At 48.6% G+C, this 14,241-nt stretch carries 15 protein-coding genes and 2 pseudogenes; 5 read left to right on the plus strand and 12 right to left on the minus strand.

Annotated features, from left to right (window positions below; translation table 11 throughout):
• Positions 1-92: 92 nt before the first annotated feature.
• Positions 93-680 (plus strand): annotated as a pseudogene (locus tag AC1RR2_RS19955) (YihY/virulence factor BrkB family protein); the annotation flags it as partial.
• A gap of 57 nt (positions 681-737) precedes the next feature.
• Here AC1RR2_RS19955 and AC1RR2_RS19960 read toward each other — a convergent pair.
• Positions 738-884, minus strand: coding sequence for a hypothetical protein (locus tag AC1RR2_RS19960; RefSeq protein WP_493224038.1), 147 nt, complete (start codon positions 882-884; stop codon positions 738-740).
• A 45-nt stretch (positions 885-929) separates the two neighbouring features.
• The gene (locus AC1RR2_RS19965) at positions 930-1,157 is read right to left on the minus strand and encodes a hypothetical protein (RefSeq protein WP_493224039.1); all 228 of its coding nucleotides are present in this window, start codon (positions 1,155-1,157) and stop codon (positions 930-932) included.
• Between the two features lie 135 nt (positions 1,158-1,292).
• Here AC1RR2_RS19965 and AC1RR2_RS19970 point away from each other — a divergent pair, with 135 nt between their 5' ends.
• On the plus strand, positions 1,293-1,871 hold the full coding sequence (locus AC1RR2_RS19970; RefSeq protein ID WP_493224040.1) for a dihydrofolate reductase family protein: 579 nt from the start codon (positions 1,293-1,295) through the stop codon (positions 1,869-1,871).
• A 318-nt stretch (positions 1,872-2,189) separates the two neighbouring features.
• On the opposite strand, the gene AC1RR2_RS19975 is transcribed toward AC1RR2_RS19970, so the two are convergent.
• From AC1RR2_RS19975 to AC1RR2_RS19990, 4 genes are all read right to left on the minus strand, one after another.
• Positions 2,190-2,738 (minus strand): thymidine kinase, encoded by a 549-nt coding sequence (locus AC1RR2_RS19975; RefSeq protein ID WP_493224041.1) that lies wholly within the window; start codon positions 2,736-2,738, stop codon positions 2,190-2,192.
• A gap of 162 nt (positions 2,739-2,900) precedes the next feature.
• Positions 2,901-5,183 (minus strand): patatin-like phospholipase family protein, encoded by a 2,283-nt coding sequence (locus tag AC1RR2_RS19980; RefSeq protein WP_493224042.1) that lies wholly within the window; start codon positions 5,181-5,183, stop codon positions 2,901-2,903.
• A gap of 34 nt (positions 5,184-5,217) precedes the next feature.
• Entirely contained in the window at positions 5,218-6,279 is a 1,062-nt protein-coding gene (locus AC1RR2_RS19985; protein ID WP_493224043.1) for a proline iminopeptidase-family hydrolase, read from the minus strand.
• Between the two features lie 51 nt (positions 6,280-6,330).
• Positions 6,331-6,921, minus strand: a complete 591-nt coding sequence (locus AC1RR2_RS19990; RefSeq protein ID WP_493224044.1) for a TMEM175 family protein — start codon at positions 6,919-6,921, stop codon at positions 6,331-6,333.
• Positions 6,922-7,039: 118 nt separating this feature from the next.
• Between AC1RR2_RS19990 and chrA the strand changes: the two genes are divergently transcribed.
• Positions 7,040-8,410 (plus strand): chromate efflux transporter, encoded by a 1,371-nt coding sequence (gene chrA / locus AC1RR2_RS19995; protein WP_493224045.1) that lies wholly within the window; start codon positions 7,040-7,042, stop codon positions 8,408-8,410.
• 55 nt (positions 8,411-8,465) lie between these two features.
• Here chrA and arsH read toward each other — a convergent pair.
• The 6 genes and pseudogenes from arsH to AC1RR2_RS20025 all read right to left on the minus strand — a co-directional run bounded on the left by arsH (position 8,466) and on the right by AC1RR2_RS20025 (position 11,830).
• Positions 8,466-9,253 (minus strand): annotated as a pseudogene (gene arsH / locus AC1RR2_RS20000) (arsenical resistance protein ArsH).
• Complete coding sequence (arsC, locus tag AC1RR2_RS20005; RefSeq protein ID WP_493224046.1) at positions 9,228-9,650, minus strand: arsenate reductase (glutaredoxin); 423 nt, start codon at positions 9,648-9,650, stop codon at positions 9,228-9,230. The pseudogene arsH and the gene arsC overlap by 26 nt, the downstream one beginning before the upstream one ends.
• A gap of 38 nt (positions 9,651-9,688) precedes the next feature.
• Positions 9,689-10,366, minus strand: a complete 678-nt coding sequence (locus tag AC1RR2_RS20010) for an aquaporin (RefSeq protein ID WP_493224047.1) — start codon at positions 10,364-10,366, stop codon at positions 9,689-9,691.
• Positions 10,363-10,863, minus strand: coding sequence for an arsenate reductase ArsC (locus tag AC1RR2_RS20015; RefSeq protein WP_493224048.1), 501 nt, complete (start codon positions 10,861-10,863; stop codon positions 10,363-10,365). The genes AC1RR2_RS20010 and AC1RR2_RS20015 overlap by 4 nt, the downstream gene beginning before the upstream one ends.
• Positions 10,864-10,911: 48 nt before the next feature.
• Positions 10,912-11,400, minus strand: a complete 489-nt coding sequence (locus AC1RR2_RS20020; protein ID WP_493224049.1) for an arsenate reductase ArsC — start codon at positions 11,398-11,400, stop codon at positions 10,912-10,914.
• A gap of 88 nt (positions 11,401-11,488) precedes the next feature.
• Complete coding sequence (locus AC1RR2_RS20025; protein ID WP_493224050.1) at positions 11,489-11,830, minus strand: ArsR/SmtB family transcription factor; 342 nt, start codon at positions 11,828-11,830, stop codon at positions 11,489-11,491.
• Between the two features lie 114 nt (positions 11,831-11,944).
• Between AC1RR2_RS20025 and arsD the strand changes: the two genes are divergently transcribed.
• Positions 11,945-12,313 (plus strand): arsenite efflux transporter metallochaperone ArsD, encoded by a 369-nt coding sequence (gene arsD / locus AC1RR2_RS20030; RefSeq protein WP_493224051.1) that lies wholly within the window; start codon positions 11,945-11,947, stop codon positions 12,311-12,313.
• A gap of 171 nt (positions 12,314-12,484) precedes the next feature.
• Positions 12,485-14,236: an arsenical pump-driving ATPase gene (gene arsA, locus AC1RR2_RS20035; protein ID WP_493224052.1), complete on the plus strand. Its 1,752-nt coding sequence runs from the start codon at positions 12,485-12,487 to the stop codon at positions 14,234-14,236.
• The last annotated feature ends 5 nt before the right edge of the window (positions 14,237-14,241 follow it).

The following is a 14,241-nucleotide window of genomic DNA, read 5'->3' on the forward strand; positions in this document are numbered from 1 at the left end:
TTGCCGAGGCACCAGCCTCGGCGGCGAACTACGCCTTGCCATCCCACCTTTTGGCTTGAACGCATCTCCCGATTTAAGTGTTAACAGGCCCTAGTGTATTCGCAGAATTAAAAGCCAGTCTCGATGAGATTTGGGAATTGCCTGCGGTGCGTGAATTTTCACTGTGGGATTTGCTGCGCACGCGTTTGTTATCGTTTGGCCTAGTCTTGGTGCTAGCCTTCCTCATGATGGTCTCACTCGTGCTCAGTGCCGCGCTGGCTGTGCTAGAACGTTATTGGGGCGGCATCTGGCAAGACGCGGCGCCGCTGCTCTCTTTGCTCGCTGGCCTGGTTGGTTTTAGTGTCATCGCTACGCTGTTTGCCGTGATCTATAAAATGCTGCCAAGAGTGCGATTATCGTGGCACGACGTCCTGATTGGTTCCTTGGGTACCGCCGCGCTTTTTACTTTGGGAAAAATATCGATCGGCCTGTATATAGGCAATGGCGGTGTCGCGAATAGTTTTGGCGCCGCTGGCTCTATCGTGGCCTTGCTATTATGGGTCTATTATTCAGCGCAAATTTTCTTTCTTGGTGCTGAATTCACGCGTCAATACGCGTTGCATTTTGGTAGTCTAAAAAGTGCTCAGACTCAAGCAAGGGTGACGGACACCATAGACCAAGCGCCGCCTAGTTTACGCTAAGAATGAGCGCATGATTCCATGAGCTCATCCATTAGCTTCGATCAAAATCATGGCGGCTTAACGCGCACCCTTATGATCTTTTTGGCCGTCATTTTTGTGGCGGCCAGCGACGTCTTTGACTTCCGCTTTCTGTTTTTGCGCATTCAATTCATCAGTTTTTGAAGGCTGAGGATGTGGATTTTTGTTGGGGGATGCTTGTTTCATGAAATTCTCCTGACAGGTGGACTATTCGGACTTAGGATTTTTGAATCATTGGTGCCGCAGTGTGACGCCAACCTGAAACATCATGCTCCAGTGCTGGCTCAGGACACGGTGCGCTACACCACTGTGCGTCAAGATATTTTCATCTTCTATGTCTTCAATCGATGCTGAATTAACAGCGTAGCGAGGCTGGCCATTGCTGTCTTTTTGCACGCTTGCTAGTGCTGCATTCGAGGATGTGGTTTCCGGCGTGTTGGCGCATGCTAAGGAGTCCACCTTGCGATCATCTTGCTTTCGACTCTAATGCCTTAAATAAAGCGTCGGTAAGTCGCGAGCAAGCGTCCCCCAACACTATTTAGACCACGTTGAAGGTATGATTGGACTTTCTAAGTCACACATAAGGAGACGCAGATGAGAAAGTTAAAGATCATAGAACACATCTCGCTGGACGGCGTGATTCAACATTCCGACGATGCCGATGGTTTTGCCTACAGCGATTGGACTGCGCCTTATCGTACGCCCGCTGGACGGGAAGCGATGCTGGCGGCATATGGTGCGAATATCGATCTGTTGTTGGGGCGTCGTACTTATGATATCTGGTCAGGTTTTTGGCCTAAGGCACCGGCCAATCCCATGGGTGATATCTTGAATGCTGCAAAAAAGTATGTGGTGACTCATCACCCCGAAAGCTTGGAATGGGGACCCTACGAAGGTATAGGCAAGGATCTGGTTGAAGATGTGCGCCGTATTAAATCGCAAGATGGCCCTGACATTGTGCTCTCTGGTAGCTCTACGCTGACATCGGCATTGTTGGAAAATGGACTCGCGGACGAAATTCTGCTGGCGGTCTACCCTGTGCTATTGGGAACAGGTAAACGCTTTTTTGCCGAGGGAACTCCGCCACGTTCGTTTGAGCTAGTGCGTACTCAGGCTTTTCCGTCGGGGATTATTTTTACTACTTACAAAGTGCTCGGTGCTTTGCAAGCTTGAATACTCTGTGAGCGTGCGGTTTTGTTTGATTTGATCGCAAAAATTTCTTACCGCATTTAAGTTTTTTTGTGACTATTCAGTCTTTATGAAACAGAAACAAACCAAACCTCTCAACACAGAGGCACAGAGGCACAGAGGCACAGAGACGCAGAGAAAAGCAAAAAAACTGTATTACTTTTCTCCTGATTTTCTCCTTTACCTCTGTGTCTCTGTGTTGAAGGGTTTTGATCTTCTTTCATAGCGACTCAATAGTAATAATGTTCTATCCATTTTAGATCGTAAGGCGTGGGCATGATGAGACTGTGCCCACCCTATGGATCATTGATAAAAGCAGCGCCCACAAACATGTTGATAGCGTTCATTGCCGCCGATATCAATCTGCTCGCCAGCCGTCATACGTTTGCCTTGTTCATCGACGCGGATGTTCATGGTGGCTTTTTTGCCGCAGGTGCAGATGTTTTTTAACTCTTCTATGGTGTCGGCTAAGGTCATCAGATAACCAGAGCCGCGGAAGGGTTCGCCTAAAAAGTCGCTACGTAGTCCGTAGCAGATGACAGGAATGCCGCGTACATGAGCTAGTCGGTGCAATTGCTTGACTTGCTCAGGTGATAAAAATTGGGCTTCATCAACCAAGATGCAATTAACCGCGGGTGCGCTGGCGAAAAAATCAAAGTCGGCATCAAAAGTCGCGGCATCGCGTTGTGGACCTAGGCGTGAGGTGATTTTGCCCGCGCCATAACGATTGTCTATAGCGGCGGTATACAGGCAAACGCTTTGCCCTTGTTCTTCATAATTATGTGCAACTTGTAGCAACGCCGTGGATTTACCGGCATTCATCGCCGAGTATCGAAAATATAACTTAGCCAATTCTGTGTTCCTGTGAGTAATTGTGTCAGATGCGTCCCTGTGTAGGGACTAGCTCATTGTACCTGGGGGCAGCTGGCTGCCGCCCATTTGTGAGTAAGATTATAAAGGCGGCTTGCGCATCATTGATCGAAGATGCGGCGATTAGCGCCAACGCTGCTCAATTTACTGGCGCCCAAGCTGAAAGAAAATATTCTTTACGCCCGACGGTGCGACTGCGATGCCAAAATACATAGGCCCCATGAAGCTATTAAATCCGGCAAATAAGCTGAGGCTTTTGCGTGTGTTATTAAATGAAATATCCTTGCCCTGATTCCAGACATTGCCTAATTCCAGGCTACTACCCATAAACAGGCTTTGCCCCGCCAGATCAAACTTGAGGGCGCGGTATAAGTAGGTGGCGCTGGCGTACAGCATGAAGTCACCGGCGAACTGATCAGGTTGGTAGGCCGAGAGTTGCTGGAATCCACCCAAGGTCGAGCCTATGCCTTGTACCTCTTTATTCGGCAAGAAAAGACCAGCACCGTTGAATTTGAGATTGATGCTGTGGCTATCGACGCTTTGTGCCCAGGTGGTATTGAAGCTCAATTCGCGATACTTGTCGCCACCGCGATTCATTCCAAAAAAGAATTCGCTGCCAATTTCATAGCCATAGCGGGGAAACGCTGCATCGCTGAGTTGATCGAGAACGAAAGAGGCTTTGATACCGGCCTGTTGCAGATCCACGCGAGGCAGAGTGACCACCGTCGCATTGCCATCACTGGTAACGACTTGAAGTACGCCTAGTTTGGGTCGTATGCGATATTGATTGGCAACCAGACCGAAGCGATATTCGCCCAGATTGCCACGCTCACCGATTTCGCCCACCAGATCGGCGCCGGTTTTTTCATGTTTAAAATTGTACTCGGCGATACGTGTTTCACCTTCGTATAGATTGCGTACATTATTTTTAATATCAAAATACGGCGCGAGTAGCACGCCATTCACACGTGAAAGTGGTTGGCGTAATTCTGTGCGCAGGCCAAATGAATTACCAAATTGTATGTCGTTACGCCACTCTAAACCGCTGTCGCTTAGCCAAGGGCGTCTATGGCCGACTTGCAATTGAAATCCGCCGGTTCCTTCAAAACCATTCGACAGCGCTAAGCCAAAACGTAAGAAATGCGGACCCCATTTTCGCTCATTCGCATTGACACGTACGCCATATTTTCCATCGCGTTGGATTAATTCATGGCTGATGCCGTCGTATTCGCGGGTGATGTTGAGCTTGGCGAGTTTGAGGTTAATGTCTTCGGCACTGTAATTGACGCCTTCTTTGATATCGACCTGGCGACGAATTTCTTCGCTAGGAATAATGCCATTGGAGGCGATATCGACAAAGCCAATTTTTATTGCAGGTAACTCGGAGTCGGCCGCCCGTTTTTGATGTGCAGCATATTGTGCAGGTGAGACGCTGAATTGACTCAATTGCGGCTGTATCGCTAAGGCGGCATCGTGACCGATCATGATCGCTTCGTTCGAACGGGCAAAATCCATGAAGCTGACATTGCCTAAATCGGGTTCGATCAAAATATCCTTATTGCCTAACAGCGCCTTTTGTTGCTCCACATTTTGTTCAGTCAAAATATTCACCATTTGCTGACTGACATTGATCAGGGAAGATAAATTTGAACGTGGCAAAAGCGGTGTGCCGATATTCACGGCGATGATCACATCGGCGCCCATTTTGCGTGCTATATCGACCGGCAAATTACGTACTAAGCCACCGTCAACCAAGAGCTTGCCATCCAATTCGACGGGCGAAAAAACACCCGGTGCCGCCATGCTGGCGCGTATTGCTAAATGTAATGGTCCTTTGTCGAAGACCACCATTTTGCCGCTTTCCAGATTAGTCGCTACGGCGCGAAATGGAATCGGTAAATCGTCGAAGGCGACATCGCTTTTTAAGTGCGCAGTCCAGTTATGAAATAGCTCTAAAAATTGAGTTGCTTGAACCGCACCGGTCGGCAAGCGCACACCTTCTGCGCTTAAACCCATGGTCGCGCCCAGAGGATATTGCTTGTCTTCCTCGCGCAGGGCATGGGGCAAATAGCGGCGCTCTACTCTGTCTAAGGCGATATCGTTGAGTTTTAACTTGATGAGACGATCTTCAATTTCTTTCGCTGATAGGCCTGATGCGTACAGACCGCCGACTACCGCCCCCATGCTGGTGCCAGCAATACAATCAATTGGAATACGCAAAGCCTCGAGTTGTTTGAGTACGCCAATATGAGCGAAGCCACGTGCGCCACCACCTGATAACACCAGACAGATTTTGGGTGCTTTCGTCTGGTTAGGCATACTTGTGGGTGCTTGTGTTGCGGTCTCCACAGGTGATGCGAAAGCAGTAGGGCAAAGCAAGCCTGCCGATAAGGACAGTAATAAGCGGTATAAAAGTCGTTTTGTCATAAAGGGTTTTTAAAGGCAGGTCGCTGCTTTGCCACTATTTAAAGCGTCCAGCATCTACATCCTGAATAAAGCTGATCAAGCCAGTGAAATAAGTCGTGCTGTCATCATACATGGACATATGGCTACCGCTTGGACAAGTCAGGGCGCGGCCGCGTTGTACTTTCTTTGCCATCGCCGCCATATATGCCGGGTCCATAGTGTCGTGTTGACCACCGATGGTTAAGGTCGGTACGGTGATCTGTGCCAGGTCTTTGCTACGATCCCAGTTCAGTAATTTGCCGCTAGCGCCGAGTTCGCTAGGGCCTTGCATGGACACATAGATGGCGGGATTGACATGTTTGAAAGAACGATTGACCGGGTCAGGCCATTGCGCTTGTGGCATGCGCAAAACATGTTTTTCGTAATGGTGAGGAATCAATAATTCCATGTAACGCGGATCTTCGTATTTGCCAGCGGCTTCTAAGGCTTGGGTTTCTTTCAAAACCGTTTGATCCATGGCTGGCATTAAGACTTTTTGTGCATACTCGTTATAGGCAGGAATGCTATCGACCATATTCGAAATGATCAGACCTTTCAGATTTTGTTGGTATTTCAACGCGTATTCCATCGCCAGAATCCCGCCCCAGGAATGACCTAAGAGATAGAAATTTTTCTGATCGAGTTTGAGCGCTTGGCGTACTTGCTCCACTTCTTCCACATAGCGTGGCAGGTCAACCAGGGTCGGGTCTTGCGGTTGGTCGCTGAAGTGAGAGCCGAGTTGATCGTAGTAATAGTATTCAATACCTGCGCCCGGAAAATAACTGTCGAAAATTTCAAAATACTCATGCGTCATGCCTGGGCCGCCGTGCAGCAATAAGACTTTGATACTGGGATGGTTACCGATACGTTTGGTCCAGACCTTAAATTCACCTTTGGGGGTGCTGATTTTGATTTGTTTGACACCACCGGAGAGGACGTCATCGCGTCCGGTTTGGTCGAAATAGCTGACTACTTTATTGCTAGCTTGTGGTGTCGCAGGGCTTTCACTTTTTTGACATGCACTGAGGGATAAAACCAAAGTACTGATAAGGGTCAGCGTGTTGAATATTTTTTTCATGCTTATTCCTATAATTAATCTCGCTAAAGTAATTCTATGATGGCTTGATACTCAGTGTGAATTGTTATGCAGGCTTAAAGCCCGTTCTATCCTGCGGTCGGGTATCAACCACATTAGGGCAACCAGTACATAAATACTTTGTGCCAGGAGCGGCACATAAAACGCTATGGCGATGGCGAATGCATATAGGACGATGGAGAGTTTGCCTTTGAGATCGCGACCTATGGCATTTTTGATGACGGCATTATCGCTGGCAGCGCAGATGATGGAATATTGCAGCATCCAATATGCCACCGCAGACATGAATAAGATAACACCGTATAAGGCCGTCGGTCCCGCTGAAAAATGATTTTCACCCATCCAGCCGGTGGCGAAAGGTACCAGTGATAACCAGAATAGCAGATGCAAATTCGCCCACAAATTGCCGGCACTGATATGGTGCGTGGCATGCAACATGTGATGGTGATTATTCCAGTAAATTCCTATGTAGACAAAGCTCAGGACATAGCTGAAAAACACAGGAATCAATGGCAGCAAAGCGTCCATGTTCTCACCATGCGGCACTTTTAATTCCAGCACCATGATGGTGATAATAATGGCGATGACACCGTCGCTGAAAGCTTCTAGACGCCCTTTACCCATGTTCTTTCCCTTCTTTTAAATATGCTTATGATGATTTGATCTTTGCTGTGTAATTTTAATGATTACAATATTCGACCTGATTTGTTTTTTGATGTATGCCCATTGACGATTGAATGCTATGACGCAGACCACCAGTGATGATCCCGCCCAAGTTGCCCCCGCATACCCCAATTTTTGGCTAGCCTTGCGCTTCTGGTTGAAGCTAGGTTTGATTAGTTTTGGTGGACCTGCCGGGCAAATTGCGATTATGCATCAAGAATTAGTAGAAAAACGTCGTTGGATTTCAGAACAACGGTTTTTGCATGCACTCAATTACTGCATGGTGTTACCGGGGCCAGAGGCACAGCAATTAGCGACTTATATAGGCTGGCTCTTGCACGGCGTGCGCGGCGGCGTAGTGGCGGGTGTGCTATTTGTGTTGCCGTCTTTGTTTATGCTGATTGCCTTGTCCTGGTTGTATATTGCTTATGGTCAGACTAGCCTGGTGGCAGGACTGTTTTATGGAATTAAACCTGCGGTGACGGCCATCGTTTTGCAAGCGGCGCATAGAATTGGTGGACGCACGTTAAAGAATACGAGCTTATGGGCGATCGCCGTGGCGGCGTTCATTGCGATCTTTGCTTTGAATTTGCCGTTTCCTCTGATTGTCTTGTGTGCTGCGCTCTTAGGCTATGTCGGAGGACGTTTTTTGCCGCAACATTTCCGCGCGGGTGGCGGCCATACCAATAAAGCTCCACAAGTGAGTTACGGTGCCGCCGTGATTGATGATCAGACACCGGTGCATGCTCGCTTTAATCGACTGGGTTTGTGCCGGGTTTTGTTGCTAGGTGTGCTGTTGTGGACATTGCCTATGTTGAGCCTGATTGGGCTATTCGGTTGGCAGCATACCTTGACGCAGATGGCTTGGTTTTTTACCAAAGCAGCTTTCATGACTTTTGGCGGCGCTTATGCAGTTTTGCCCTACGTGATGCAAGCCGCCGTGCACCAATATGGCTGGCTTACTGCAGGACAGATGATTGACGGTTTAGCCTTGGGCGAAACCACGCCGGGACCTTTGATTATGGTATTGGCCTTTGTCGGTTTTGTGACGGCTTATGTACAGGCCTTGTTTGGCCCAGATCAGTTATTTTTAGCCGGTAGTGTGGCGGCGGTGTTGGTAACGTGGTTTACCTTCTTGCCTTCTTTCATTTTCATTTTGGCCGGCGGGCCTCTGATCGAGAGTACGCATAATCAAATCAGTTTTACCGCGCCCTTAAGTGCCATTACCGCGGCCGTGGTCGGCGTGGTCGTCAATCTCACCCTTTTCTTTGCCTATCATGTGTTGTGGCCGCAAGGTTTTGCCGGTGGCGTTGTTCATGGCATAGATCCTTGGGCGGCATGTATCGCGACATTGGCCGCGATTGCTTTGATCCGCTTGAAATGGAATGTGATGTGGGTGATCGCTTGGGCGGCGTTAGTGGGATTGTTGATTCAGCTTATTCTAAAGTGAAACAATAAACCAGCACAAAATAAATACCAGCTATAGATCTTAAAAAAGCACAAAATTAAATGCTCTTTTGATTCACCCGTTTTGAAAGCTCTTCTGCACTTTCTTTGCGCTCGCTATAACGATCAACTAAATAGGCCGACGAGCCGCGTGTCAATAAAGTAAATTTCATGAGTTCTTCCATGACATCCACAACGCGATCATAGTAGGACGATGGTCGCATCCTGCCTGCTTCATCAAATTCCAAAAAGGCCTTAGCCACTGAGGATTGATTCGGGATGGTGATCATGCGCATCCAGCGTCCTAAAATTCGCATTTGATTAACGGCATTAAATGATTGCGAGCCGCCTGATACTTCCATCACGGCCAGCGTTTTTCCTTGGGTGGGTCGTACCGAACCGACCGACAAGGGAATCCAATCGATTTGCGCTTTCATGATGCCCGTCATTGCACCATGCCGTTCCGGCGAAGTCCAGACCATGCCCTCCGCCCATTGTGCTAGTTCTCGCAATTCTTGCACCTTGGGATGGGTGTCAGGCGCATCGTCTGGCAGGGGTAGGTGATGTGGATCAAAGATGCGGGTTTCAGCGCCCATCGCTTCTAGCAAGCGTGCCGCTTCTAAAGTTAAGAGTTTGCTATACGAGCGTTGACGTAAGGAGCCATAGTTAAGAGTTTGCTATACGAGCGTTGACGTAAGGAGCCATAGAGCAGCAAGATTCGTGGTCGGTGAGTAAGGACTTCGGGAGCACTGAATTTGCTGAATTCAGGCAGCTTGAAATGTTCGCTGTTCAGGCTAGCTAAATCAGCTAAATTGGTTGAATTAGTTGACACGTTTACCCTCTGCATCAATAACTTTTTCTCCGTCTTCTTTACTGAATTCACCTAACTGTGGTGCGGTCAAAATGTCGAGCACTTCTTCTGAAGGACGGCACAGGCGTGTGCCCTTGGCTGTGACAACGATAGGACGATTGATCAGAATAGGATGGGTCAACATAAAATCGACTAATTCATCATCGCTCCATTTGGCATCGTCCAACCCCAAGCTGCTGTAAATTGCTTCCTTCGTGCGCATTACCTCACGCACAGGTTTGCCAATGGCAGCAATCAGCTCCAAAAGTTTTGTTTTGCTAGGTGGGTGGCTTAAATACTCGATGACTTCAGGCTCAGCGCCTGTGTTGCGAATCAAGGCTAAAGTATTGCGTGAAGTACCGCATTTGGGATTGTGATAAATAGTGATAGCCATAGTTTTTCAAAGGTTGTTAAGGTGTAAGTATTGAGCATTTAATTGGGTGAGCCTGCTTCGCTTGATTTCGGATGCAGCCAGCAAAACAGCAAGGTAGCAGCTGCAGCACCGAGCAATTGCGCGACGATAAAACCAGGCGCATCAATTGGTCTGATGCCCGCAAACGTGTTTGTAGCAGCCCGCGCCAAGGTCACTGCTGGGTTGGCAAACGAGGTGGAAGAAGTGAACCAGTAGGCAGCCGTGATATAAGCCGCGACTGCAAACGGGGTGACCGTGGGGCGACTACGCGAGCAACTGATAATCACAGCGATCAGACCGAAGGTGGCGACGAATTCACTCCACCATTGTGACATGCCTGTTCGTACGTGTTCGGATGCAAAAAAGATCGGTGTTTCAAACATGCCATGGGCAGCAGCAACGCCAGCAAACGCACCAAGAATTTGCACCAAAATATAGGGCAAGACGTCTTTGCTCGGCAGGTTTTTTTGAAATGCCTCGGACAGTGTCACGACAGGATTAAAATGCGCACCCGAGATCGTGCCGAACATTAAAATCAAAGCGATCAAACCCGCACCAGTGGCAATGGCATTCGCCAACAATGCAATTGCCACGTTGCCACCAGCCAGCCGTTCCGCCATGATGCCCGAGCCGACCACTACAGATAACAAGAAGCCGGTACCCAAGCATTCAGCCACTAAACGTCGTGCCATACTCATGCTTTGTTCGCTCCTATTTTGTCTAACTCTCGTTGCAAGGCGAGCTTTTCCAATTTTTCTATCGGTAGTGAGAGAAAAATATCTAGGCGCATTTTGATTTCACGACAAACACGGGCGAAGCTATGGCGGATTTCTTCTTCTGTTCCTTGTGCCGCAGCAGGATCTTCAAAGCCCCAATGCGCTGCCATTGGCTGACCTGGCCAAATAGGACAAACTTCGCCCGCCGCATTGTCGCAAACGGTGATGACAAAATCCATGTGGGGAGAATCGGGTGTAGAAAACTCATCCCAGCTTTTACTGCGTAACCCAGTCGCATCTATCCCCAAATGCTCAATTTGTTCAATCGCATTCGGGTTCACCTGCCCATTCGGAAAACTGCCCGCACTAAAGGCCTGGAAGTGACCTTTACCTAGGATATTGAGCATGGCTTCGGCCATAATACTGCGAGAAGAATTGCCAGTGCATAGAAACAAAACATTAAATACTTTGTCGTTCATGAGAATCTCCTGAAGGCTAAAATTTTGTAAAAAATAGTCGCTTACGTTTTAATCATTGCTCGGCACAAGCGTGCCAATGCGGTCTAACTCTTCTTTGAATTTGGCTTGATCTTGCACTAGCGTTGCCAATGGCAAGGCAAAGAGCGCCTCAATCCGAGCGCGCAAAATGCGATAAGCTTTTTGAAATGCAGCATCAATGTCTTCGTCGGTGCCTGTTGCATGTGCTGGGTCTTCGACGCCCCAGTGCGTACGCATCACGGGGCCGAGATAAGCTGGACATGTTTCGCCCGCTGCACTCGCGCAGACAGTGATCACAATGTCGGGTGTCGCTGGCAAGTTATCCCATGACTTACTGAAATAGCCGTCAACGACGATCCCTTCGCGTGTCAATAAGGCGATCGAGCGCGGATGCACTTCGCCCGTCGGCTTACTTCCTGCACTCATGGCCATCCAGCCAGAGGGTGCGAGGTGATTGAATGTAGCTTCACCTAAAATTGAACGACATGAATTGCCTGTGCATAAAAATAATACGTTCACAAGATTTCCTTAGTTGGAGGTTAAAACGAGGGACACTAATTTACTCACCTAGATGCTTAGAAAGATTATTAGCGACTGTTTCGTTGGCTCAGTTGGCAGCCGATTCGGTGTCGCAGCATGTCGGCGTCGCGGTCGAGACACACGGATTACCACCACAACAGTTCTCGGTTAAAAAACCGATTAAGGTATTCATGTTGGCGATGTTGGCGGAATAGATGACAAAACGTCCTTCTTGGCGCGAAATCACTAAATCGGCATACGACAGTTCTTTGAGATGAAACGATAAGGACGACGGTGGCACGCCTAATATTTCGGCGATCTTACTGGCGGCCAGACCTGCGGGGCCGACTTGCACCAAGAGACGAAATACGGCAAGACGCGACTCTTGTGCTAATGCGGCCAGTGCCGTGATGACTTCTTTGGTTTGCATGATGGTTCTTTGATCTGCGTTAAGTTACGATAATTCTATAATGATAGAATTATGGAATCAATAGGTAAATTCGGTAAAATTCATTTTCCCAAAAAATATTTTAGGAGTATCAACATGACTTCAATACAAGTTTTCGATCCGGCGATGTGCTGCAATACCGGTGTCTGTGGTGTCGATGCAGATCAACAATTGATTAATGTCTCTGCTGATATCGATTGGGCAAAGTCCGAGGGAATTTCCATCGAACGCTTTAATCTAGCGCAGCAACCGATGGCATTTGTGGACAATGCGGTGGTGAAAGCCTTCCTTGAACGCTCAGGCGCCGACGCTTTGCCGGTGATTTTGGTCAAAGGTGAGATTGCACTGGCTGGGCGTTATCCTAACCGCGCTGAGATTACGCGTTGGGCAGATATCGCCACCACACCCGTTGTCATTGAAGAACTACAGGAAAATAGTTGTTGTAGTGGTGGGAAGTGCTGTTAAAGATAGGACTCTCGCAAAACAGACGCTGGCGTTGTTGTGTTCGCCTCGCCGTGCAATCGCACTGTCTTCGGCTCCACGCCTAGCCAGCGCAATTTTGCGTAAGTCCTAAAAGAAGTGCATTTTTGATGAGCTATCCAAAAAACTCGATTGACCTTACTCACGAGGATCACCATGTTTTTCTTACATAACACGCCACAATTCTTATTTTTTACCGGTAAAGGTGGCGTGGGCAAAACCTCACTTGCCTGCGCTACGGCGATCAAATTAGCAGACGACCACAAGCGGGTTCTTTTGGTGAGTACCGATCCGGCCTCGAATGTAGGGCAAGTGTTTGATATTAAGATCGGCAATACGATCACAGCCGTATCCGCCGTGCCCAATTTATTTGCTTTAGAAATTGATCCACAGGCAGCGGCGCAAGTCTATCGCGATAAGATTGTAGGTCCAGTGCGCGGGGTACTTTCAGACGCCGTCGTCAACAGCATAGAAGAACAGCTATCTGGTGCTTGTACGACAGAAATTGCGGCGTTTGATGAATTTACTGGCCTGCTAACGGATCCGACAATTATCAAGAATTTCGATCATGTCATCTTTGATACTGCGCCAACCGGACATACTATTCGTATGCTGCAATTGCCAGGAGCTTGGTCTAGCTTTTTAGAAGAAGGCAAAGGCGATGCGTCTTGTCTCGGTCCTTTAGCCGGATTAGCAAAGCAGCGTGAACAATATCATGCAGCGGTCGCCGCCTTATCTGATCCCGCACGCACGCGCATGATCTTAGTGGCACGCGCCCAAAGCGCCACATTGAAGGAAGCGGCACGTACCCACGATGAATTAGCCGAGATCGGATTTCAACACCAGTATTTAGTGGTCAATGGTGTTTTGCCAGAAACCGAAGTGGCAGGCGATGTGTTGGCTGCTGCTGTATGGAAACGTGAGCAAGCCGCAATGGCGGCGATGCCCGCGATTTTACGGGTTGCGCCAAGCGATCTAATTCCGCTGCGATCGTTTAATCTGGTCGGAATTCCAGCGCTACGTGCTTTATTGTCGGATCAAGTGACTGCCGAAGAATTGCCTACATCATCGATCACATTCCCCGTTACACCGAGCATTGCAGATCTGGTCGATGGCTTAGTCGGCAATGGGCATGGTCTGATTATGACGATGGGCAAAGGCGGTGTCGGCAAGACGACAGTCGCTGCGGCCATTGCAGTCGAGCTCGCAACGCGTGGTTATCCAGTGCATTTGACGACCTCAGATCCAGCTGCGCATTTAACAGAGACTCTAGAAGGTAGTTTAGACAATTTGCAGATCAGCAGAATTGATCCTGAAGCGGAAACCTATCGTTATCGCAAGGAAGTGATGGCGACCAAGGGAAAGAATCTTGATGCACCAGGCCGCGCGCTTTTAGAAGAAGATTTACTGTCGCCATGCACGGAAGAAATCGCCGTGTTTCAGGCGTTTTCCCGCATCATTCGTGAAGCCGGTAAAAAGTTTGTCGTCATGGATACTGCCCCCACTGGTCATACATTATTGCTGATCGATGCAACAGGTTCTTATGATAGAGAAATCAAGCGTCAAATGACCAACACCAATATTCATTTCACGACACCGATGATGCAGTTGCAAGACCCAAATCAAACTAAAGTGCTGATTATCACTTTGGCAGAAACGACGCCGGTACTAGAAGCAGCAGGTTTGCAAAACGATTTACGCCGCGCGGGTATCGAGCCTTGGGCTTGGATTATCAACAATAGTCTGGCAATGGCAAATCCAAGCTCGCCTCTTTTGCGGCGCCGTGCGTTCAATGAATTGGCGCAAATCAAAGAAGTCGAAACCAAGTACGCCAAGCGTTGGGCAGTGATTCCGCTGCAAGCCGAAGAGCCAGTTGGCGTGGATCGTTTGCGTCAGTTGATCCACTGATCAAC

Source organism: Undibacterium sp. GW821-FHT11H02, from assembly GCF_058808015.1.